This is a genomic window from Pseudomonas sp. 58(2021) (genome assembly GCF_017491585.1).
Taxonomy (GTDB): Bacteria; Pseudomonadota; Gammaproteobacteria; order Pseudomonadales; family Pseudomonadaceae; genus Aquipseudomonas; species Aquipseudomonas fluorescens_BT.
In genome coordinates, this window is sequence record NZ_JAFGYZ010000005.1 from 129,059 (window position 1) to 152,825 (window position 23,767).

Annotated in this window: 18 protein-coding genes; 3 read left to right on the forward strand and 15 right to left on the reverse strand. The window is 61.2% G+C overall.

Going from position 1 to position 23,767, the window contains the following annotated elements; genetic code table 11:
• Nucleotides 1-175 precede the first annotated feature (175 nt).
• The 9 genes from J5M72_RS07780 to leuC all read right to left on the reverse strand — a co-directional run bounded on the left by J5M72_RS07780 (nt 176) and on the right by leuC (nt 11,124).
• Nucleotides 176-790 (reverse strand): phosphoribosylanthranilate isomerase, encoded by a 615-nt coding sequence (locus J5M72_RS07780; protein WP_169429655.1) that lies wholly within the window; start codon nt 788-790, stop codon nt 176-178.
• 64 nt (nt 791-854) lie between these two features.
• Nucleotides 855-1,679, reverse strand: coding sequence for a tRNA pseudouridine(38-40) synthase TruA (gene truA, locus J5M72_RS07785; RefSeq protein ID WP_169432613.1), 825 nt, complete (start codon nt 1,677-1,679; stop codon nt 855-857).
• A 150-nt stretch (nt 1,680-1,829) separates the two neighbouring features.
• Nucleotides 1,830-4,469: a FimV family protein gene (locus J5M72_RS07790; protein ID WP_207865005.1), complete on the reverse strand. Its 2,640-nt coding sequence runs from the start codon at nt 4,467-4,469 to the stop codon at nt 1,830-1,832.
• Between the two features lie 209 nt (nt 4,470-4,678).
• Nucleotides 4,679-5,689, reverse strand: a complete 1,011-nt coding sequence (locus tag J5M72_RS07795; protein ID WP_207865007.1) for an aspartate-semialdehyde dehydrogenase — start codon at nt 5,687-5,689, stop codon at nt 4,679-4,681.
• A gap of 111 nt (nt 5,690-5,800) precedes the next feature.
• Nucleotides 5,801-6,913, reverse strand: a complete 1,113-nt coding sequence (asd, locus tag J5M72_RS07800; protein ID WP_007956451.1) for an aspartate-semialdehyde dehydrogenase — start codon at nt 6,911-6,913, stop codon at nt 5,801-5,803.
• A gap of 66 nt (nt 6,914-6,979) precedes the next feature.
• Entirely contained in the window at nt 6,980-8,062 is a 1,083-nt protein-coding gene (gene leuB, locus J5M72_RS07805) for a 3-isopropylmalate dehydrogenase (RefSeq protein WP_039770158.1), read from the reverse strand.
• 69 nt (nt 8,063-8,131) lie between these two features.
• Nucleotides 8,132-8,896, reverse strand: a complete 765-nt coding sequence (locus J5M72_RS07810) for a class I SAM-dependent methyltransferase (RefSeq protein WP_207865009.1) — start codon at nt 8,894-8,896, stop codon at nt 8,132-8,134.
• Between the two features lie 153 nt (nt 8,897-9,049).
• Nucleotides 9,050-9,694 carry a 3-isopropylmalate dehydratase small subunit gene (leuD, locus tag J5M72_RS07815; RefSeq protein WP_207865011.1) on the reverse strand — a complete coding sequence of 215 codons (645 nt, stop codon included), beginning with the start codon at nt 9,692-9,694 and terminating at the stop codon, nt 9,050-9,052.
• A gap of 11 nt (nt 9,695-9,705) precedes the next feature.
• Complete coding sequence (gene leuC, locus J5M72_RS07820; protein WP_169429650.1) at nt 9,706-11,124, reverse strand: 3-isopropylmalate dehydratase large subunit; 1,419 nt, start codon at nt 11,122-11,124, stop codon at nt 9,706-9,708.
• Nucleotides 11,125-11,264: 140 nt separating this feature from the next.
• Here leuC and J5M72_RS07825 point away from each other — a divergent pair, with 140 nt between their 5' ends.
• From J5M72_RS07825 to J5M72_RS07835, 3 genes are all read left to right on the forward strand, one after another.
• On the forward strand, nt 11,265-12,155 hold the full coding sequence (locus J5M72_RS07825) for a LysR family transcriptional regulator (protein ID WP_169429649.1): 891 nt from the start codon (nt 11,265-11,267) through the stop codon (nt 12,153-12,155).
• A gap of 69 nt (nt 12,156-12,224) precedes the next feature.
• Complete coding sequence (locus J5M72_RS07830; RefSeq protein ID WP_169429648.1) at nt 12,225-15,503, forward strand: EAL domain-containing protein; 3,279 nt, start codon at nt 12,225-12,227, stop codon at nt 15,501-15,503.
• Nucleotides 15,504-15,611: 108 nt separating this feature from the next.
• A complete protein-coding gene (locus tag J5M72_RS07835) occupies nt 15,612-17,303 on the forward strand; it encodes a molecular chaperone HscC (protein ID WP_207865013.1) in 1,692 nt (563 codons plus the stop codon).
• On the opposite strand, the gene J5M72_RS07840 is transcribed toward J5M72_RS07835, so the two are convergent.
• The 6 genes from J5M72_RS07840 to J5M72_RS07865 all read right to left on the reverse strand — a co-directional run bounded on the left by J5M72_RS07840 (nt 17,300) and on the right by J5M72_RS07865 (nt 23,761).
• Nucleotides 17,300-19,978, reverse strand: coding sequence for a DUF805 domain-containing protein (locus J5M72_RS07840; RefSeq protein WP_169429646.1), 2,679 nt, complete (start codon nt 19,976-19,978; stop codon nt 17,300-17,302). The genes J5M72_RS07835 and J5M72_RS07840 overlap by 4 nt on opposite strands.
• On the reverse strand, nt 19,975-20,670 hold the full coding sequence (locus J5M72_RS07845; protein ID WP_207865015.1) for a DUF1266 domain-containing protein: 696 nt from the start codon (nt 20,668-20,670) through the stop codon (nt 19,975-19,977). Before J5M72_RS07845 ends, J5M72_RS07840 begins: the two co-directional genes overlap by 4 nt.
• A 186-nt stretch (nt 20,671-20,856) precedes the next feature.
• A complete protein-coding gene (locus J5M72_RS07850; RefSeq protein WP_169429644.1) occupies nt 20,857-21,303 on the reverse strand; it encodes an Hsp20 family protein in 447 nt (148 codons plus the stop codon).
• Between the two features lie 121 nt (nt 21,304-21,424).
• On the reverse strand, nt 21,425-22,384 hold the full coding sequence (locus tag J5M72_RS07855) for a tRNA-dihydrouridine synthase (protein WP_207865017.1): 960 nt from the start codon (nt 22,382-22,384) through the stop codon (nt 21,425-21,427).
• 34 nt (nt 22,385-22,418) lie between these two features.
• Nucleotides 22,419-22,880, reverse strand: coding sequence for a thioesterase family protein (locus J5M72_RS07860; protein WP_169429642.1), 462 nt, complete (start codon nt 22,878-22,880; stop codon nt 22,419-22,421).
• Nucleotides 22,881-22,927: 47 nt separating this feature from the next.
• Nucleotides 22,928-23,761: an alpha/beta fold hydrolase gene (locus J5M72_RS07865; RefSeq protein ID WP_169429641.1), complete on the reverse strand. Its 834-nt coding sequence runs from the start codon at nt 23,759-23,761 to the stop codon at nt 22,928-22,930.
• Between the last annotated feature and the right edge of the window lie 6 nt (nt 23,762-23,767).

The window sequence follows — 23,767 nt, forward strand, 5'->3', positions numbered from 1 at the left end:
ACCGGCGGCCCGAACGCTCTGGTTCGCGGCCCCGCGTATGCCCTTCAGCTAAATTCATGTGTGGCGATGATCGATGGATTGCCGGGTCAGCGGAACTGACCTGCGTACAACCCGAAAAGACCCTCAGCCTCTTTTCTACAGAGCTGTGGACGGCGGCAGTCTGCCAGCCGTCACATCAACGTACGGCGTTGATGAACGCCCGAATCTTTGCGTGATCCTTGATGCCCTTGCTCGCCTCTACCCCGCCGCTGACGTCCACGGCATATGGCCGCACCCGGGCGATGGCCTCAGCGACGTTCTCCGGCGTCAGGCCGCCGGCCAGAATCAACGGCTTGCTCAAGCCTTGCGGAATCAATGACCAGTCAAACGCCTCGCCGGTTCCGCCTGGCACGCCTTCGACATAAGTGTCGAGCAACACGCCACTGGCGCTCGGGTAGGCATCGCAGGCAGCAGCAATGTCATCGCCCGCCTTGACCCGCAAGGCCTTGATGTACGGCCGGTGCCAGCCTTCACACTCGGCGGCGGTCTCGTCGCCGTGGAACTGCAGCAGATCCAGCGGCACGGCATCGAGGATTTCCCCGAGCTCGCAGCGGCTGGCATTGACGAACAGCCCGACCGTGGTCACGAACGGCGGCAATGCGGCGATGATCGCCCGCGCCTGCTGCACGGTCACCGCCCGGGGACTTTTAGCGTAGAACACAAAACCGATGGCATCGGCCCCTGCCTCGACGGCTGCCAACGCATCTTCCATGCGGGTAATCCCGCAAATCTTGCTGCGAACGGCCGACATGTCGATAAGAACCTCAAGGCAAATCCGGGAAAGTCCCGGATGGTAACAAATGCATTCGAGGGCGTCAGCCGTCAAGTTCCGAGAAACCCGTAAGGAAATGTGGCCCGATGAAACGCTCGGGCAACGGGAACTCGTCGTGGTACTCGACCTGTACCAGATAAAGCCCGAACGGATGCGCCGTAACCCCGCCGGAACGCCGCTCGCGGCTCTCCAGCACTTCTTTCATCCACTCCGGCGGCCGCTCGCCGGCGCCGATCGTCATCAGCACCCCGGCGATGTTGCGCACCATGTGGTGCAGGAAGGCATTGGCGCGGATGTCCAGCACGATCATTTTGCCGTGACGGGTCACGCGCAAGTGATGCATCTGCTTGATCGGCGACTTGGCCTGGCACTGGCCGGCACGGAAAGCGCTGAAATCATGGGTGCCGATCAGGTACTTCGCGGCCTCGGCCATGCGCTCGACATCCAGCGGGCGGTGATTCCAGGTGATTTCTTCGTTGAGATGCGCCGGGCGGATCTGATCGTTGTAGATCACGTAGCGATAGCGTCGGGCAATCGCCTTGAATCGCGCATGGAAATGCGCCGGCATGACCTTCGCCCAACTGACGCTGATGTCGTGGGGCAGATTGATGTTGGCGCCCATGACCCAGGCTTTCAGCGAACGGTCGACCTGAGTGTCGAAATGCACGACCTGCCCGCAGGCATGAACGCCGGCATCGGTGCGTCCGGCGCATTGCAGCGATATCGGCGAATTGGCGACCTTCGACAGGGCTTTTTCCAGGGTTTCCTGCACGGTGAGCACACCGGTGGACTGACGCTGCCAGCCGCTGTAGCGCGAGCCCTTGTATTCAACGCCCAGGGCGACACGAAAAAAGCCTTCGGGGGCCATTTCGGCGGCCGGATTATCTATGTTTGCCAAGTCGGTACAGCCTGCTGATCTACAAAGGCGGGCATTATAAGGCGGCGGGACGGGGAAACCAGACCCAAACAAAAACGGCAGCCTCATGGGCTGCCGTTCTGTTTACCGCTGAACGCCGACTCAGACCAGATGCGAAAGCATTTCGCTCGCTTCGCTCTTCTGCTTGTCGTTGCCCTCGCTGATGACTTCATTGAGGATGTCGCGCGCGCCATCGTTGTCGCCCATGTCGATGTAGGCCTGCGCCAGATCGAGCTTGGTAGCGGCTTCGTCGGTGCCGGACAGGAAGTCGAAGTCATCCTCACCCAGATCATCACCCAACGCAGCATCAGCTTCGGTGAAGCTTGGCTCGTTGATGCTGCTCGACAGGCGATCCAGCTCGGCATTGACGTCGTCCAGCTCGGCGGCGAACGCATCCGGCTCGGCTGGCGCAGCGTCCATTTCGTCTGCCAGGGACAGGTCGAAGTCGGCTGGCAGCTCCAGATCGTCTTGCGGCACGTCGGCCACGGTTGGAGTTTCGACCAGCGGCAGATCCTTCACGCCTTCATCCAGATCCAGCAGGAAGTCATCGTCTGCCAACTCGACCGGTGCAGGCGCAGGGTCTGCACCGAGGTCCAGATCCAGGTCGAAGTCGGAGAGGTCGTCGAGGTTTTCCTTGATCTCGGTCTGCTGCTGCAGCACCGATTCGAAGCTCAGATCGTCGTCCGATGGAAATTCGTCGAGTTCGACCGGCGCTTCCGGCTCGACAGCCGCCACAGGTTCTACTGGTGTGATGTTGTCGAGATCGTCGAGGCTCAGGTCGAAAGCGCTGTCCAGATCGTCATCTGCCGCAGCAGAAGCAACTGGCGCCTCAGGCTCGTCCAGCAGCAGCTCCTTGACGTATTCCGCGTCCAGCTCGGCGGCTATGGCTGCTGCCGCCAGACCGCTGGCCGCGACGACCGCCATGGCCGGGAAGCGGCTTTTCAGCTCTTCGACCTTCGCGAAGTTGTCGCCATTGGCAACCAGTTGGCGTTCCTGAGCGACGAACGCATCGCGATCACCCTGGCGACCGTAGACTTCCATCAGCTTCAGACGCAGATCACTGCGCTGCGGCTCCAGGCTCACGCCCTCCTCCAGCAACGCGGCGGCTTGATTCAGACGACCGCCGTCGATGTGCGACTGCGCCTTGTCCAGGACGTCGTCGGAACGCTCGGCAGCCGGCGCCACCAGCGGCGCGGCGATTGGCTCGGCCATCACCACCGGAGCCACCACAGGAGCAGGTGCCGGGGCTGGAGCCGCTGCGGGTGTGAGTTTGACGCTTGCCGCCGGCACTTCCAGGCCCTCGAAGCTGTCTTCAGGCAGATCGAGTTCAGGCGAGAACGACTGTTCCTCCAGGGCGCGGGCCATGCGCAGGTGTTTCTCGGCTTCCTGTTGCGCCTTGCGGCGACGGGCCAGCAGCAACAGCAGAAGCAGGAACACCACCGCACCACCACCGACCAGACCCAGCAGGATCGGGTTGGTCAGCAGTTCGTTGAAGGTTTTGTCTTCGTCGGCAGCAGGCTTTGGCTCGGCCACTGGCTCAACCGGTGCCGGTGCGGCGGCTTCAGGCGCAGGTGCCGCCTGGGCCGGAGTCGCCGGCGGAGTCGCAGCCAGTTCCGCAGTAATGGCCGGAACCGGCGCAACGGCTGGCGCAGCCGCGTCAGCTGCCGGCGCCGGGGTTGAGCCCGGACCTTCAGCCTGCATTTTCGCCAGTTGATTGTTCTTCAGCTCGATCAGGCGTTGCAGTTTGTCCAACTGGCTTTGCAGATCAGCCATTCGGCTTTTCAGTTCTGCATTGTCACGACGGGTCGTGTCGAGGCTTTCCTGAGTCACGGCCAGTTTATTGCTCAGAGCCTTGGCATCGCCGGCCGGGCCCTTGCCGCGCGCCTTCGCGCTTTCGGCGGACACCAGGCTCAGGTTGTCCTTGGCGTTTTGCGCAGCACCAGTATTGGCGCGGCCACGATTGGTCGCATCGAGCTGCTGCTGACCGGTGCCCGGCTTGGCCACGTAACGACGGCCCTGACGCCAGGCTTCGTTCTGCGCGGCCACTTCGGCAATCGCTTTGGACTGCGGCAGCGCGGTGCTTTGCACTTGATCCGGCAGACGCAGCACCTGACCGGTTTTCAGGCGGTTGATGTTGCCGTCGATGAATGCGTCAGGGTTCAACGCCTGAATCGCCAGCATGGTCTGCTGGATCGATCCGCCAGTGCGCGCCTTCGCCGCGATTTCCCACAGGGTGTCACGCGGCGTGGTGGTGTGGGTCGAATGCGTTGCACCCGTGGTCGGCGCGGTGATGGTTTGCGCTGGCGCGGGTTGAGCGGCGGCATCAGCAGTCTGCGGCGAGAACTTCGACGGATCCAACAGCACGCTGTAATCACGCAGCAGACGGCCGTTCGGCCACATCACCTGCACCAGGAATTTCACCATCGGTTCCGACAGCGGCTTGCTCGAGGTTACGCGCAGCACGCTTTTGCCGCTGGCGTTGAGCACCGGGGTGAAGGTCAGATCATTGAGGAAGGCCTGGCGATCGACGCCGGCCTTGGCGAAATCTTCCGGCGAGGCCAGGCTCGGCACCACTTCGGCAGCGGTGAGATCCTTGACATCGAGCAGCTCGATTTCCGCCACCAGCGGCTGGTTCAGGGTCGACTTCAGGGTCAGCTCCCCGAGCCCGAGGGCATGCGCCATACCGGAGGACAGCGCCGAGGCGGCCGCTATTGCTAACACCAGTTTGCGAACTTGAACCATAGCCTCTTCCTTTGTTTGAACGTTCCTCGGCCAGCGAGAAGATGTTGATTGTCGCTGCCGTAAGGCATTGCGCGCGACGACGACAGCATGCCGCGCGCGATCATTTCTTTGATGCCCCGGAAAGTCCCGGAGGGTATTACGTCATCAAGCGGTCTGGCCAAGCATAGCGCCCGGCTAGAATCAGTCGACAAATTGTTGCCAAGTATCTTTTACAGCAGGTCTTTTATCAACAACTCGGCCACTTGCACCGCGTTGAGCGCCGCACCTTTGCGTACGTTATCTGACGTCAGCCACAGATTAAGTTCCGACGGCTCGTCGACACCGGTGCGCACCCGCCCGACATAGACCACATCCTGCCCCACCGCGTCACCGACGGCAGTCGGATAATCGCCGGCCTCGACCAGCTCGATCCCCTCGGCATCATCAAGCGCGGCATTGACCTTTTCCAGGTCGACAGCGTTCGCTGACTGCAAGGTCACGCTAAAGCTATCGCCAAAAAACACCGGGGCTTGAACGCAAGTTGCCGAAATCTTCAATGAAGGTTTGACCAGCACCTGACGCAGCTCGCGCACCAGACGCTTTTCCAGCAGCGTGTGGCCTTGCGCGTCGGGCGTGCCGACCTGAGCCAGCAGGTTGAAAGCCATCTGCCGGTCGAAGAATGTCGGCTCCAGCGGACGCATGTTCAGCAGCTCGGCGGTCTGGCGCGCGAGCTCGGTCACGGCTTCGCGGCCCTGGGCGGAAACCGCCAGATTGGCGGTGACATGCACATATTGCAGCTCGACCAGATCGAGCAGCGGCGCCAGCACCACGGCCAATGTGGTGGCCGACGGGCTCGGGCTGCTGACCTGGAACGGCACTTTCAAACTCGCCAGCACAGCGGCATTGGCCTCCGGCACCACTTGCGGCGCCTGATCCGCCGGCAAGGCGCCGGACAGATCGACCAGCGAGCAACCCGCCGCATGGGCGCGAGCCGCGTAACTCAGGGTGATGGCCGGGCCGGCGGCAAAGAACGCCAGTTTGACCTTGCTGAAATCAAACTCGTCGACTTCGCGCACTCGCACGTTCTTGTTGCGAAACAGCACCGAGCTGCCAGCGGATTCACTGCTGGCCAACAGGTGCAGATTGCCGACCGGGAAGTCGCGCTCCTCGAGAATCTGCACAAGGGTTTCGCCGACAATACCGGTGGCGCCGATTACGGCAATATCAATGGGCTGGCTCATGGTGCGACCTCTGGTGGAACGGGGGGAGCGGCACTTTACCGGGTGGCTGCCACGCAGGCAAAAAAACCCGCGCCTCTTGCAAGGCGCGGGTTCTTTCATTGCGTCAAGCGATCAACGCTCCAGCAGGATCCGCAGCATGCGACGCAGCGGCTCGGCAGCGCCCCACAGCAACTGGTCGCCGACGGTGAACGCGCCAACGAACTGCGAACCCATGTTCAGCTTGCGCAGACGACCGACCGGTACGTTCAGGGTGCCGGTGACTTTCGTCGGGCTCAGCTCCTGCATGCTGATTTCACGCTGGTTAGGCACCAGTTTGACCCATGGGTTGTGCTGGCTGATCAGCCCTTCGATATCGGCGATCGGCACATCCTTGTTCAGCTTGATGGTCAGCGCCTGGCTGTGGCAACGCATGGCGCCGATGCGCACGCAGATGCCGTCGACCGGGATCGGGCTCTTGAAGCGGCCGAGGATCTTGTTGGTCTCGGCCTGGGCCTTCCACTCTTCGCGGCTCTGGCCGTTCGGCAGTTCCTTGTCGATCCACGGGATCAGGCTGCCGGCCAGCGGCACACCGAAGTTTTCGGTCGGGTACGCATCGCTGCGCATGGCTTCAGCCACACGACGGTCGATGTCGAGGATCGCGCTGGCAGGATCGGCCAGTTGATCGGCGACAGCGGCGTGGGTCGCGCCCATCTGCTTGATCAGTTCACGCATGTTCTGCGCGCCGGCGCCGGAGGCCGCCTGATAGGTCATGGCGCTCATCCACTCGACCAGACCGGCCTCGAACAGACCGCCCAGACCCATCAGCATCAGGCTGACGGTGCAGTTGCCGCCGATGTAGTTCTTGGTGCCCGCATCGAGCTGCTGGTCGATGACCTTGCGGTTGACCGGGTCGAGAATGATGACGGCGTCGTCGTTCATCCGCAGGCTCGAGGCCGCGTCGATCCAGTAACCCTGCCAGCCGGCTTCGCGCAGCTTCGGGAACACTTCGCTGGTGTAGTCGCCGCCCTGGCAGGTCAGGATCACGTCGAGGGTCTTCAGCTCTTCAATGCTGTAAGCGTCCTTGAGCGGAGCAATGTCCTTGCCCACGGACGGGCCTTGGCCACCGACATTGGAAGTGGTGAAAAACACCGGCTCGATAAGATCGAAGTCCTGCTCTTCCAGCATCCGCTGCATGAGCACGGAACCGACCATGCCGCGCCAACCGATCAGACCTACACGTTTCATCGCAACTACACCTTCTTGAAAAGTGGGCCGCTGCTTTGTATTGAATTTCGCAGCGGGCCCGAGAGATTACAGATTCCGCAGCGCGGCGACTACTGCGTCACCCATTTCCTGCGTACCGACTTTAGTGCAACCGGTCGAAAAGATATCGCCGGTGCGCAGACCTTGATCCAGCACCACGCTGACCGCTTTCTCGATGGCATCCGCCGCTTCGTGCAGATTGAAGCTGTAACGCAGCATCATCGACACCGACAGAATGGTCGCCAGCGGGTTGGCGATGCCTTTGCCCGCGATGTCCGGTGCCGAACCGTGGCAAGGCTCGTACATACCCTTGTTATTGGCGTCCAGCGAGGCCGAGGGCAGCATGCCGATGGAGCCGGTGAGCATCGACGCTTCGTCGGACAGGATGTCGCCGAACATGTTGTCGGTGACGATCACGTCGAACTGCTTCGGTGCACGCACCAGTTGCATGGCGGCGTTGTCGACGTACATGTGGCTCAGTTCGACGTCCGGATAATCCTTGGCGACCTGCTCGACCACTTCCCGCCACAATTGGCTGGACGCCAGCACGTTGGCCTTGTCCACCGAGCACAGCTTCTTGCCACGCACGCGGGCCATGTCGAAACCGACGCGGGCGATGCGGCGGATTTCGCTTTCGCTGTACGGCAGCGTGTCGTAGGACTGACGCTCGCCGTTTTCCAGGGTACGGGTGCCGCGCGGTGCGCCGAAGTAGATACCACCGGTCAGCTCACGGACGATCAGGATGTCCAGACCGGCGACGATTTCCGGCTTCAGGCTCGAAGCCTCAGCCAGTTGCGGGTACAGGATTGCCGGACGCAGGTTGCCGAACAGGCCCAGTTGCGCACGGATTTTCAGCAGGCCGCGCTCAGGGCGGATGTCACGCTCGATGGTGTCCCATTTCGGGCCGCCCACGGCGCCCAGCAGCACGGCATCGGCTGCGCGGGCGCGGTCCAGGGTTTCGTCGGCCAGCGGCACGCCGTGCTTGTCGATGGCGGCGCCACCGATCACGTCATGGCTCAGTTCGAAGCCCAGGCTGTACTTGTCGTTGGCCAGCTCCAGCACCTTGACCGCTTCGGCCATGATTTCCGGACCAATACCATCGCCTGGGAGAATCAGAATCTGCTTGCTCATGCTTTCCTCGTGTCTTCAGTCGGTGCGCCATCGAGGGGCGCTCCCGGAAAAATGCTTTTCGTTCTACGTTTATTTCTCGGCCCAGAGCACCAGTACATCTGTACTGAACGAACCATCGGCCTCAATTTCAAAATAATCGCGTACTTCGTTGCCCATCGACTGCTGCAACTGGCGGATCGCGGCGCGCATCACTTCAGGCGTGCGCATGCGCTCGACCCAGCTGTTGTACTCCAGACGCAGGCGCTGACGCGTGGTACTTCGGGTGTGCAGGCCGGCCTCGCTGACCTGGCGCAGCCACTCACCGGCCGAATAATCGCGCACATGACTGGTGTCGCGCAGCACTTCGACGCTCTGCAAATAGGTGTCGAACAGCGGACTGCCCGGCGACAGCACATCGATGAACGCTGCCACGCCACCCGGTTTCAGCACCCGGCGCACTTCGCGCAAGGCCAGGCCGAGGTCGCTCCAATGGTGTGCCGAATAGCGGCTGAACACGAAGTCGAATTCGCCATCGGCGAACGGCAAACGTTCGGCGGCACCGTTGACCGTGGACACATTGCTCAAACCGCGATCCACGGCAGCGGCGGCCACCACATCGAGCATCTGCTGCGACAGGTCGTAGGCCACCACTTCCTTCACCAAAGGAGCGACGTGAAAACTCACGTGCCCAGCGCCGCAACCCAAGTCCAGCACTCGAGCCTCGCCCTGCCCCGCCAGCTCAGCCTGCAGCAGCGCAAATTCAGTGCCTTGAGCGTGAACGGCGCTGCTCAGGTAGGCGGCGGCCTGTTCACCGAATTGCTTTTGTACAACCTGACTGTGGGCGGTGCTGGTCATGGTCACATCCTGATAGCTGTGTTGTTTGAGCTGCCGCCTTCGCGAGCAGGTCGAATCGTCGCACCGTCGCTCCCACATTTGAAATGCATTCCCCCTGTGGGAGCGAGCCTGCTCGCGATGAGGGCGGTACTGCCTACATCTTTTTCAGATCGATCACGCGTCGCGGAACAACCACGGCTGGCTCGCGCGATGTTTGGCTTCGAACGCGGCAATCGCATCACCGTCCTGCAAGGTCAGGCCGATGTCGTCCAGACCGTTGAGCAGGCAGTGCTTGCGGAACGCGTCGATCTCGAAGCGATAGACCTTGCCGCTCGGGCTGGTCACGGTCTGTTCGTGCAGATCGATCTGCAACTGATAGCCCGGCTCGGCCTCGACCTGCTTGAACAGCTCGTCGACTTCGGCGTCGCTCAGGATGATCGGCAACAAGCCGTTCTTGAAGCTGTTGTTGAAGAAGATGTCGGCATAGCTCGGCGCGATGATGCTGCGAAAACCGTATTCCTCCAGCGCCCACGGCGCGTGCTCACGGCTGGAACCGCAACCGAAGTTTTCGCGGGCCAGCAACACGCTGGCGCCTTGATAACGCTCGGCGTTGAGTACGAACTCCTTGTTCAGCGGGCGCTTGGAGTTGTCCTGATACGGCTGACCCACATCGAGGTAACGCCACTCGTCGAACAGGTTCGGGCCGAAACCGGTGCGCTTGATCGACTTCAAGAATTGCTTCGGAATGATCTGATCGGTATCGACGTTGGCACGATCCAGAGGCGCGACAAGACCAGTGTGCTGGGTAAAAGCTTTCATGCTGCGCTCCTTTAGATCAATTCACGAACGTCGATGAAACGACCGTTCACCGCCGCCGCAGCGGCCATGGCCGGGCTGACGAGGTGGGTACGGCCACCGGCGCCCTGACGGCCTTCGAAGTTACGGTTGGACGTCGAGGCGCAATGCTCACCGGACTCCAAACGATCCGGGTTCATCGCCAGACACATCGAGCAACCCGGCTCGCGCCATTCGAAACCGGCTTCAAGGAAGATCTTGTCCAGACCTTCCGCCTCGGCCTGAGCCTTCACCAGACCCGAGCCTGGCACCACGATGGCCTGCTTGATGGTCGAGGCAACCTTGCGGCCCTTGGCGATCACAGCGGCAGCGCGCAAGTCTTCGATCCGCGAGTTGGTGCAGGAACCGATGAATACGCGGTCGAGCTGGATGTCGGTGATCGCCTGATTGGCGGTCAGCCCCATGTATTTCAAGGCGCGGACGATCGAGTCGCGTTTGACCAGATCCATTTCCTTGGCCGGGTCCGGCACGTTCTGATCAACGGCCAGGACCATTTCCGGCGAAGTGCCCCAGCTGACTTGCGGCTTGATCTGCGCGGCGTCAAGTTCGACCACGGTGTCGAAATGCGCGTCGGCGTCGGATACCAGGTCTTTCCAGGATTCGACCGCCAGATCCCACTCGGCGCCTTTCGGTGCGAACGGACGACCCTTGACGTAATCCACAGTCTTCTGGTCCGCCGCCACCAGGCCCACACGGGCGCCGGCTTCGATGGACATGTTGCAAATGGTCATGCGGCCTTCGATGGACAGGTCGCGAATCGCGCTGCCGGCAAATTCGATGGCGTGGCCGTTACCGCCGGCGGTGCCGATCTTGCCGATCACGGCCAGAACGATGTCCTTGGCGGTCACGCCGAACGGCAACCGGCCTTCGACGCGCACCAGCATGTTCTTCATTTTCTTGGCGACCAGGCACTGGGTGGCGAGCACGTGCTCGACCTCGGAAGTGCCGATACCGTGGGCCAATGCGCCGAAGGCGCCATGGGTCGAGGTGTGCGAGTCGCCGCAGACCACGGTCATGCCCGGCAAGGTCGCGCCCTGCTCCGGACTGATGACGTGGACGATGCCTTGGCGCACGTCGTTCATCTTGAATTCGACGATGCCGTATTCATCGCAGTTGTCGTCGAGGGTCTGGACCTGCAAACGCGAAACCTGGTCGGCAATGGCGCTGATGCCGCCCTTGCGCTCCGGGGTGGTCGGTACGTTGTGGTCCGGGGTCGCGATGTTGGCATCGATGCGCCAAGGCTTGCGCCCGGCCAGACGCAGGCCTTCGAAGGCTTGCGGCGAGGTCACTTCGTGGATGATGTGACGATCGATATAGATCAGCGCCGAACCATCGTCGCGCTGCTTGACCAAATGCGAATCCCAGAGCTTGTCGTAGAGCGTTTTGCCGGCCATCAGACGTTTCCTCATCAGCTTGTTTCTATGCCCTGGGCTTATCAATAACCCTTTGGCTTGTGAGGCCGATCCTATGGGGTTAAATTGAATAACTCAAATTCATATTTTTTATGCTTTGGATAACCAACTGGAATACAACCATGGATCTGGCCAACCTCAATGCTTTTATCGCGATTGCCGAGTCCGGGAGCTTCTCCGGTGCCGGTGAACGCCTGCACCTGACGCAACCGGCGATCAGCAAACGCATCGCCGGACTGGAGCAGCAATTGAATGTGCGGCTGTTCGACCGACTGGGCCGTGAAGTGGGCCTGACCGAAGCCGGCCGGGCGTTGCTGCCACGGGCCTATCAGATTCTCAACGTGCTGGACGACACGCGCCGCGCCCTGACCAACCTGACCGGTGAAGTCACAGGGCGCCTGACCCTGGCCACCAGTCACCACATCGGCCTGCACCGTTTGCCCCCCTTATTAAGGGAGTACACCCGCCGCTACCCACAGGTTGCGCTGGATATTCAGTTCCTCGATTCGGAAGTGGCCTACGAGGAGATTCTCCATGGCCGCGCAGAACTGGCGGTCATCACCCTGGCGCCGGAGCCGCACACGCTGGTCAAGGCCACACCGGTCTGGGATGACCCGCTGGATTTTGTGGTCGCCCCGGAACACACATTGATCAGCAACGGCGCTGTCACATTGGCCGACATTGCCGGCCATCCGGCAGTTTTTCCCGGCGGCAACACCTTTACCCACCACATCGTTCAAAAGCTGTTCGAGGCTCAGGGCCTGACGCCGAACATCGCCATGAGCACCAACTATCTGGAAACCATCAAGATGATGGTGTCGATCGGCCTGGCCTGGAGCGTTTTGCCACGCACCATGCTCGACGATCAGGTGGCGCGCATACCTTTACCGGGCATACAACTCAGTCGCCAGCTAGGCTATATCCTGCACACCGAACGGACGCTGTCGAATGCTGCTCGGGCGTTTATGGCCCTGCTGGACGCGCAAATCGATCTGCCAGGGACTCTCGGCTGACTTGTGCTACTCCTATAGAGCTGCCGTTCCCTGTGCCTAATGCCCAAATCAGCTCAAGGCCCCTTAACAATGCCGAAATCTGTTGACCGTATTCCGCCGATGCCGCGTATTCAGGCCATTGATCCACGGCGTTCCGAACAGAGCTGGGAGAGCGCGCCGCAATTGCTCGCAGCGCTCAACGGCGCCCGCCTCGGCGCCTGGTATTGGGACATCGAGCGCGGGCAGATCAGTTGGTCCCGGGGCACTCAGGCCTTGTTCGGCTTCGATCCACGGCAACCACTGCCCGAAGATCTTGAATACCTCGACCTGCTGCCGCCGGAGGACCGGGCAAAAACCATTCGCGCCTTCCACGCGGTGATTGCCGGCGCGCCACTGGAACAGGCGATGCACCATCGCATCCGCTGGCCCGATGGCAGCCTGCACTGGCTGGAGATCAATGGCAGCCTGCTGCCGGACAAGCATGGCCGCCCCCGAATGATCGGGGTGATCCGTGAAATCACCCATCAGCGGCAACGGGAACAGGCCCTCAGCAGCTCGGAGAAACGTTTTGCGACACTGTTTCACCTGTGCCCGAACATGGTGCTGCTGACCCGCCAGGAAGACGGCCTGATCAGCGAGGCCAATCAGTATTTCGAAAGCCTCTTCGGCTGGCCGGTGCAGAGCGCCATCGGTCGCACCACACTGGAGCTGGGCCTGTGGGTGCATCCCGAGCAGCGGGCGGAGCTGGTCAAGAAGACCAAGGCCAAGGGTGAACTGATCAGCATGGAGGTGCAGTTTCGTGCCAGCAACGGCCAGGTCCACGACGGTATTCTCAGCGCACAGAAAGTCGAGCTTGAGGGCCAGCCTTACCTTTTGAGCACGTTTCTCGACACCACCGAACGCAAAGCCGCCGAACATGCGCTCAAGGACAGCCAGGAACGCCTCGATCTGGCGCTGGACTCGGCGCAACTCGGCACCTGGGACTGGCACATCCCCAGCGGTATGCTTTACGGCTCGGCGCGGGCCGCGCAATTGCACGGACTGGAACCGATTCCGTTTCACGAATCGTTCGATGAATTCTTTGAAGGCGTGCCCGGCGAAGAGCGCGACAGCATGCGCGACGCCTACCGCAGCCTGCGCGAGGGCCCGGCGGGCAACTATCAGCTGACGTATCGCGTGCAGTTGCCGGACGGCAGCTCGCGCTACCTGGAAAGCCGCGCCCGCCTCTATCGCGACGAAAACGGCGCGCCGCTGCGCATGGCGGGCACATTGCTCGACATCACCGATCAGGTCGAACGCGAACAACGCCTGGTGGCTTCCGAAGAGAAATTCGCCACCCTGTTTCAGGTCAGCCCCGACCCGATCTGCGTCACGCGCCAGGAAACCGGGGAATTCATCGAAATCAACTCCAGTTTCACCCAGACCTTCGGCTGGAGCGCCACTGACGTGATCGGCCACACCGCCGAAGAAATCGGTCTATGGGACGCCTCGGCAAAAAGCCTGCAACGCATCGAACGGGTGATCCGCGAACAGGGTCTGAGCAATGTCGCGATCATCGTCCAGCACAAGGACGGCCAATCGTTGACGTGCGTGATTTCCAGCCGCCAGATCAGCGTCGGCAACCAGCCGTGCATTGTCACCACGCTGCGCGACATCACCCAGCAACAGCGCTCGGAAGCGGCGCTGAAGGCCAGTGAAGAGAAGTTCGCCAAGGCGTTTCACTCCAGCCCCGACGCCATCACCATCACTGAACGCGACACCGGACGCTATCTGGAGGTCAACGACGGTTTCTGCCGCCTCACCGGCTATCGCGCTGACGAAGTGGTGGGCAAAACCGTGTATCAGGTGGGTATCTGGGCCGAGGAAAAGCAGCGTTCGGCACTGCTCGCCGAGCTACAGATCAAGGGCCGCGTGCACCATCAGGAAATGCTCGGGCGCAACAAGCGCGGCGAGATCCTGACGGTGGAAGTCTCGGTAGAGCCGATCACCCTCAACGAAACCGCGTGCCTGCTGCTCACCGCCCGGGACGTCAGCCTGCTGAAGAACGCCGAAGCACAGATCCGCCATCTGGCCTATCACGATCCGCTGACGAACCTGCCCAACCGCGCCCTGCTGATGGATCGCCTGAGCCAGCAGATCGCCCTGCTCAAGCGCCACAACCTGCGCGGCGCTTTGCTGTTTCTCGATCTGGATCACTTCAAGCACATCAACGACTCGCTCGGCCATCCGGTCGGCGACACGGTGCTGAAAATCATCACCGCGCGGCTTGAGGCCAGCGTGCGCATGGAAGACACCGTGGCGCGGCTCGGTGGCGATGAATTCGTAGTGTTGCTCAGCGGTCTGGAAGGCACGCGCAACGAAGTCAGCGCTCAGGTACGCGAGCTGGCCGACACCATTCGCGAGTTGCTGTCAGAGCCGATGTTCCTCGACGGCCAGCGCCTGCAAGTGACGCCGAGCATCGGCGTGGCGCTGATTCCCGATCACGGCTCGACCCCGACCGACCTGCTCAAACGCGCCGACATTGCGCTGTACCGTGCCAAGGATTCGGGGCGCAACACCACGCAGATGTACCACAACACCATGCAGAAAGCGGCCAGCGAACGGCTGCGCATGGAGACCGACCTGCGTCTGGCGCTGTCCCGGGGCGAATTCAGCATGCATTTCCAGCCACAAGTGGACGCCCGGGACAACCGCATCATCGGCGCCGAAGCCCTGGTACGCTGGAATCACCCGGAACTCGGCGCACAATCGCCCACCGAATTCATCAAGGTGCTGGAGGACAGCGGGCTGATTCTGGAGGTTGGCACCTGGATCCTCGATGAGGCGTGCGAAGCCTTCAAGCAATTGATCGCCGAAAAGCTGATCGATCCTCTGGCCTTCAGCCTGTGCGTGAACATCAGCCCCCGGCAGTTCCGCCAGAACGACTTCGTCGAGCGCATCGAGCGCAGCATGAGCAGCCATGGGCTGCCCTGCTCGCTGCTGAAACTGGAGATCACCGAAGGCATCGTCATCCAGAACCTGGAAGACACCATCAGCAAAATGCGTCGCCTGAAAAAACTCGGTGTGAGCTTTGCCATGGACGATTTCGGCACCGGCTATTCATCGTTGACCTATCTGAAGCGATTGCCGGTGGACACGCTGAAGATCGATCAGTCGTTTATCCGCGACGCCACCAGCGATCCCAACGACGCCGAAATCATCCGCGCCATCGTCGCCATGGCCCGCAGCCTGGAACTGGAAGTGATCGCCGAAGGCGTGGAAACACCCGAGCAGTTGGAGTTCCTTCAAGGGCTGGGCTGCCATTTGTATCAGGGCTATCTGCACAGTCGGCCGGTGGCGCTGGAAGTGTTGAAAACCTTGCTGGAGTGAGCAGACACCTGCAGTTGCATTGCGCCGGTGTTGAGGCCAGACCGGTAATTGCCAGGGTTGGCGACAACCTGTAGGGTCGCGTTTTTTCGCGCTGTTTCGAGATCGATCATGCAGGATGCAACCCTCTCCCGCCCGGCCCTGCTGGGCATTGACCTTGGCACCACCAACAGTTTGATCGCCGTCTGGCAGAACGGTCAGGCCCGGTTGATCCCCAACGCACTCGGCGACGTGCTCACACCTTCGGTCGTCAGCCTCGATGAGGATGACACCATTCTGGTCGGCAAAGCCGCCCGCGCCCGACTGACCACACATCCGGAACGCACTGCCGCCGCGTTCAAGCGCTTCATGGGCAGTGAAAAGCGTCTGGAACTGGGAGGACGCTCATTCAGCCCGGAAGAACTCTCGGCGCTGGTGATCGGCTCACTCAAACAGGATGCCGAGGCCTTTCTCGGCCATCCGGTTTCTGAAGCGGTGATTTCCGTGCCGGCGTATTTCAGTGACGAGCAACGCAAACGCACGCTGTTCGCTGCCGAACTGGCGGGCCTGAAAGTTTCTCGGCTGATCAACGAACCGACCGCCGCCGCGATGGCGTACGGTCTGCACGAACAGAAATTCGAACGCACGCTGATCTTCGATCTGGGCGGCGGGACTTTCGATGTCACGGTGCTGGAATATGCGTTGCCACTGATTGAAGTGCATGCGTCCACCGGTGACAACTTTTTGGGTGGTGAAGACTTTACTGCGGCCTTACTGCAGGACTGCCTCAAGACGTGGCAGCTCAACCCCGCGCACATTGAAGCCCAGAATCTGGCCAGCCTTTGCGACGCCCTTGAACAACTCAAGTGCAAGCTCGCCGAGGGCACTCAAACCCTGAACTGGCGCAATGGCGACAGCTCGTATGAATGGACGCTGGACGAAGCGACAGCGCTAAAGGCCTGGGAATCGTTGCTGACCCGATTGCGCGCCCCCATCGAACAGGCCTTGCGCGACGCCCGGCTCAAGCCCCGAGACCTCGACAGCCTGGTGCTGGTGGGCGGTGCCACACGGATGCCGGCGGTGCAGCAGATGGTGGCCACACTGTTCGGACGCCTGCCTTACCGACACCTCGACCCGGACACGATCGTCGCACTGGGTGCGGCGACGCAAGCGGCGTGCAAGGCGCGCGATGGCGCGGTTGAGGAACTGATCCTGACCGACGTCTGCCCCTACACCCTGGGAATTTCGACCAGCCGCGGAGAAGGCATCAGCGGTGCTTTTTCACCGATCATCGAGCGCAATACCGTTATTCCGACATCCAGGGTGCAGCGCTTTTACACCACGCATCCGAAACAGGAGAGCATTCGCATCGCGGTCTACCAAGGCGAACGTCCTTGGGTGCGCGATAACATTTTCATTGATGCCTTTGATGTACCGGTGACTGCAAGCGAGCAGATCCAGGCTCTGGACGTGCGTTTCAGCTACGACATCAACGGCTTGCTCGAGGTCGACGTCAACCTGCTGGACAGCGGCGAACGTCACAGCCACAGCATCGACCGAAGCCCGACCGGGCTCGACGAACAATCGCGACAAAACAGTCACGACCGGCTCGCCGCCCTGAAAATCCACCCCCGCGACGCCCTGCCCAACCGGACGCTGCTGGCAAGGCTGGAGCGCGCGTGGACGCAAAGCCTGGGAGACGATCGCGAACGCATTGCCGACTGGCTGGACACGTTCACCACCGTGCTCGGCAGCCAGCAATCGGAGGAAATTGCCAGTCACCGGTCACAACTCAACAAAGCACTGGATCAACTTCGCCTCTAACCAATCAGCCGTCGCAGCGTGGCCTGCAAACCGCCGGGCAGTGTGTCGTCCCCCACACTGTCCGGTGGCATGCCATACCGATTGGGTAACGTGTCACCGGGAAATCCGAACAATATCAGCGGCAAGAAAGGCAGTACCGGCGACAACACCGCGATGATCAGCAAGGTGGGAATCCCTCGCCCCATGTCATGCAAGCGACGCAAAATCGCGCCGAGCAGAAACGCTGCGCCCAACAACATCACGACGATACCGGCCACGGGCGTACCACTGAGCAACGCCGCCAAAGGTGTGATCAGCACAGCGCCAATCACCTGCCAGATGAATGCGCCTCGACCCAACCGCGAGCCCAAACGCCAGAACGCTGAAGCCGGCGTCGGTCGGGTGTCGCTCTTGGCCTGCAACAAACGTTCACTCCACGACAACAGCGCGCTGAAGGCAAAACGCAGACCGAGGCCATTCTCGGGATTGTCCTTGGCTCGTTGCATGCGCAGCAGCATTTTCTGCCGTGGCACACCGGCACTGCCGTAACGCACCAATCCCTTGAGCGCATCCACAGCCAGCCCAAAAGCATCACTGCTGATCCCTTCTTCTTCCAGAGGCGCTGAAGGTGGATGCGGCGGCTCACCCTTGATCAAACCATGGCGGAAGCCATCGAACCAGTCCTGTGGATTGACGACCTCGGTAATCCTGTCGAGCAGGTATTTTCGCTGCTGGGCATCCAGCAGAGGATCGTGATACAGCACGCCCCCCAGCAACATGCGCCCGAGCAAATCGTCATCGAACGCCCTGATATCGCTGCGCATGCACTCGAACAAGCGGTCGTTGCCCAGCAACCGTGCACTGTCGAGCGCCTCCTGAGCGCTCAACAGCTGACGGGCAAGCATGGCATGCACAGGATCTGCCGCTTGCAGCCACCCGAGCAGACCGCTGGCACTGCCCTGTTCGCGATTCAACCGACAGAGCAACGGTTGCAAACGCGCCAGAGGATGCTCCCGCACTACATTCATCGAGTCGACGCAATGCGCCGACTGCGCGCCCAGCCAGCGCACCGGCTGGTCGAGCGTCGCCAGCAGATACAGGGCCTGACGATGCCATTCCCACACATCGCAACAACCATCGAGGGCGGGAAGCAACATGCCTTGTCCGGCAAGTTGTGCCTGCAACTTCAGTCCGTCGAGCAGCGTGTCTTGCTTGCCGAGGCCGAATGCCTCATCCAGTCGGGCCAACGAACGGGCGTCGTAGGCTCGCAAGCGACGCATCCACAGCAGACAAAGCGCCAGCGGTTCGCCCGTTTTCAACACCGACTCAAGTTCAGGTTGCGCCGAGTTGCTGGCCAGAAATGCTTTCAGTGCCAGCGGAATCGGCGCCTGAGTCAACCAACAGATTTGCTGATCGGCCTGATACTTGAAACCCTCCAGCACCAGTTGATCAAGGATGTCCGAAGCCTGCGGCGCCTTCATGATTCGTTGCAGCAAGGGCACATCACCCCGGTGCAGCGCCCAGGCGTGCTGGTACAGCGTCTGTAATGGCGGATCATCGCTGGCGACGATGAGCGATGCCAGCAACGGCAATTCATCACCACTGATACGCCATTCGACGAAGGCACCGGCAATGTCATCCAACTCAAGCTGTCGGGCGCGAAACCAGCGACCCAGTGTTTCCGGGCGTTGCGATGGGCTGCCATATTCCTGGGTGACATCACTCAGGTCATCGGACCAGTCACGGAAATTCTCGAGACGATCAAACGCCTGAATCAACAGCGGCAAACGCTGGGGTTGATGACGGGCACACAGTGCCAACAGCCAGTCGGCGGCCTTTGGGTGCTGATGTTCTCGCCAGAGCTGTACCCAGGCCTGAAGCGCCAACTCTTCCATTCCCAAGGCGCTACGCTGGCACGCCAGCAGATAGAGCCAGTCGACATCCTGCGGCGCAAGCCGATGCCGTTCGTTGATAACGTCGAGAAGACTTTTGCTGGCGATGCCAGCCTGACTGAACTCAATGGCCAGACGCTGCAACAGGTCGTCGTCCGCCGGTAGCGGCACGCAGGTGTGAAGGTTGGCGAAAAAGCGGTAATCATCCAGTGACGCATTACGGTAGAGATGATTCAGCGTGCGCAAATACCAGAGCGTTTCCAGTTGCGCGACGGCCGGCCATTCGCTCATCCGCGACGTATCGAACGGGTCCGACGCCTCAATACGCTGCAAGAACTCATCGACATGCCGGGCATTTTCGAAATCCAGATCGAGTACCCGGCTTGCCCATCCCATGCGTTGGGCGAGCAAGCGTGCGCAGACGTGGGAAATGGGACCTGCGTCGAGCAACTCGCGCAGCAAAGGCCAGCAGACCTCGTCCAATACTTCCAGCGGCACTTGATCAAGCTCAAGATTGAAGGCCTGCCACGCCGCCGGAGTGAATCGACGCGCAGGATCATTGAGCAACGCATCGAAGTCACTCAACAACTGATCGCTGGCACTCAACTCGTTGTCGGCTGGCGCATCGGCATCGGCCTCGTCTTCACGGGCAAAGCGCAAGGCGATTTCATAAGCTTCGCGCAAGGCCTGGAAACCTTCCGGATCGGTTTCAGGATGGTGCTGAGGCAAACGCGCGCGATAGGCGCCACGAATGGCTTCATTGTCTTTGGTGGGCTCGATACCCAAGCGAATCCAGCAGCTCATGACCAGTCGAACTCCCCCAGAGACTCAGGGCGTTCCGGCAGATGCAGGGGCATGTCCCAAGGCAATTGTGCAAATAGGTCGCGAGCGTCGCGATCCAGCTTCGTGATGACCACCGTCGTGCCGATGTAGTCGCCCTGCCGGTCATACTCGTGGGCCAGTTCCTCATCCTTGTTGCCGAGGCAATGCCAGAAGGCCTTGCCAATGACAAAAGCGTTCAGATAACTGGTCCAACTGTCGTAGTAATACCGCGCACGCGCCGCCATGCGACCGTGTAACCAGAGGCTTTCGGTAAGGTCGATCCAGCCGTGCAGCACTGCGGAGCGCAGCAGAAATCCCATGCGCCCGATATCCCAGGCGCGGATGCCACCGACGCCACACTCTCCGAACGTACGGCTGGCCAATTCGTAAAACGCCCGTTGCCGACTGTCCAGCGTTTCGATCAGCGCTTGCCACTCGGAAGGCAGGCAGCGCTCCCATTGACGGTAGGCTTCGTTCAATCGCGTGGCGTGGCCGTTGTCAGCCGTGCGCAACATGTCCAGCAGCTGCGGGCGAGTGGTAATGCCCCACCCACCTTCGACATCGACATGCTTGAGGTCGAAGCAATAGGTGGGTGCGGTGTAATCGGCATCGGGATTCAGGGCGACCAAAGGCGCAGAAAGCGCATACAGCCAGCGCTGTTCCATTTCGTCCATGAGAAAGGCTCCGGGACCGGCGGAAAATAGGGAGTGCCGGCCTTGTGGGCGCGGATTGTAAAGAGCCGGCAAAGCAGCGGCAAACCCTGAGATCGTTTTCTTGCGCCCACAAAAAAGGCCCCGACGTATCGGGGCCTTCATTCAGCGGCTTATCGCCTGTTCAGACGATTTGTTTCTGCAAGTGAATCAGTGTTGCAGCGCCGGCTTCTCCGTCCCGTTGATCGGGATGCGCTTGGCTTTCGCTTCTTCCGGGATCACACGCAGCAGATCGATGCTCAGCAGGCCGTTGCTCAGGCCGGCGGCCTTGATCTCGATGTGATCGGCCAGACGGAAGGACAGCTTGAATGCACGCTGGGCGATGCCCTGGTGCAGGAACGTGACGCCTTCGTTGGCATCACGCTTGCCGCCACTGATGGTCAGCACGCCTTTCTCGACTTGCAGCTCCAGGTCTTCTTCCTGGAAACCGGCCGCCGCCACGACGATGCGGTATTGGTCGTCACCGTGTTTTTCCACGTTGTAAGGCGGATAGGTGCTGCCTGGCTCGTTGCGCAGGGCGGTTTCGAACAGGTCGTTGAAACGGTCGAAACCAACCGAGGAACGGAACAGTGGAGCGAGGGAAAATGCAGTACTCATGGTTCAAATCTCCTGAAAACAATCAGCAAGTTTTTTTGTCTCCGCGACCCGAATTCGGCATCGCGTAACCCTTAGATAGGGACCTGCGTTTTGTTTTCAAGAGCGTATTTGAAGATTTTTTTCAGGCAGCTGCAGCGACCGGCAAACCCAGTAAACGCGAGACTTGATCCGGCTCGGTCTCCCGGCGCAGCACGGTAAACAGCTCGGTGGCCTCGGGGTAATTACGGGTCAGCATGGCCAGCCACTGCTTCAAACGACCCGGTGATTGACGAGCGGTCATTTGTGCTTTGGCTTGCAGCCAGAAGTCCTGGATCAGCGGCAGCAGCTCGGCCCAGGTCATCTCGACGACGTCCTCGCCGGCACGGGCGGCAGCAATCTGTTTGGCCAGATCCGGGCGCGACACCAGACCACGACCGAGCATGATGTCTTCGACACCGCTGATTTCCCGGCAGCGACGCCAGTCTTCAACGCTCCAGATGTCACCGTTGGCGAACACCGGCACCTTGACCACGTCCTGCACGCGCGGAATCCACTCCCAATGCGCTGGCGGCTTGTAACCGTCGACCTTGGTCCGGGCGTGAACCACGATGTGTTCGGCGCCGCCCTCGGCCAGCGCCGTGGCGCACACCAGCGAGCCGTCCGGGCTGTCGAAACCCAGGCGCATCTTGGCGGTGACAGGAATGTGTGCAGGTACGGCGCGACGGACGTGTTCGACAATCTGGTTGAGCAGCTCCGGCTCCTTGAGCAGCACCGCACCGCCACGGGACTTGTTGACGGTCTTGGCCGGGCAGCCGAAGTTCAGGTCGATCACTTCAGAACCTAGTTCACAGGCCAGCGCGGCGTTTTCCGCCAGGCACACCGGATCCGACCCCAGCAGTTGCACGCGCAGCGGTACGCCGGATGCGGTACGGGCACCGTTGAGCAGTTCAGGGCCGAACTTGTGGAAATAGGCCGGGGTCAGCAACTGGTCGTTGACGCGGATGAACTCAGTCACGCACCAGTCAATACCGCCGACACGGGTCAGGACATCGCGCAGGATGTCGTCGACCAACCCTTCCATCGGCGCCAGAGCAATTTGCATGGAAACACACACTCAAGGAAAAACGTGCGGCAGTTTACTGGGTTTCGCGGGTTAAACCCATGTCCGCTGTCCGGATGGCCGGACCGTAACCTTCAATGAACTCGGCGGGCATGCGCTTGGGCTTGCCGGTGGACAGCTCGATGCAGACAAACGTGGTCTGGGCGCGCAGCAGCGTGGTGTTGTCGCTGGGGCGGATCAACTGGAAGTGACGGGTCATTTTCAGGCGCTGATCCCAATCGACGATCCAGGTCGCCAATTGCAGTTCGTCACCTTCGTAGGCGGCGGCCAGATAATCGATTTCGTGCCGTACCACCGCCATCGCCCGATCCAGGCGACGGTACTCGACCAGATCCAGGCCCAGCCGCTGCGAGTGGCGCCAGGCGCAACGTTCAAGCCAGGAGACGTACACCGCGTTGTTCGCGTGCCCCAGCCCGTCGATGTCCTCGGCGCCTACTTGCAGATCAATGGTAAACGGCGTTGCCCGATCCCAGCCCATGCCCTACTCCCGGTCAAATGATTCAACCGGGGCAGTGTAACGGATGACTACGCCGATTGCCGCGCCTGAAGGCTGCGCCCGGCGAGCAGTGATAACACGCCATCAATCACCCGAGGGTCGGCCAGTACACGCTGATGGCCGCCGGATTCCAGACGCAGCAGTCGGCTGTCGAACCAGGATTCGTGGATCAATCGGGATTCCTTGACCGAAACGAAGGTGTCGTCTTCGGCATGCACGATCAGTCCCGGCATATCCAATTGATAGTGGGCGACGTCGAGGGTCGCGGCGCGCATGCCGACGTCCTGTTCGACCTGGCGGATGAAAGCAGAACGCGCTCTGGGCGGCATGCCGACGTAGCGGGCAAATCCGCGCAACACGCCCAGAATTCGGGCCGGCGCGGCAATGCTGACCAGGGTTTCGGTGCGCAGCCCCAGTTGCACCGCGAGCATGGCGCTGGCGCCGCCCATGGAGTGACCGATGACAGCCTGCAACGGAGGCAATTCGGCGGCGGCTTCGAGCATCGCCCGGGCGAACAGCACCACGTTGGCTTCACGCCCCGGCGAGCGACCGTGGGCCGGGCCATCAAGCGCGACCACGGTGTAGCCCGCTTCGACCAGCGCCGTGATCAACGCGGCAAACTGGGTGGGCCGCCCTTCCCAGCCGTGCATCAGCAAGACGGTCGGGCCTTGCCCCCAGCGCAGGGCCGAAAGACCGAAGCGCAAGGTGATGCGTTCGGATTTGGCCAGCAGCGGCAATTCCCAGTCCCGCGGTTTATTCGCGCGGGGCGTCATGAACGCCAACCGCATTTTGCTCGCCACCAGTTTCGGTGCGAACCAGCCCAAGGTGCCATTAACGCCGCGAACCCACTTCAACGTGCTCATCGCTCT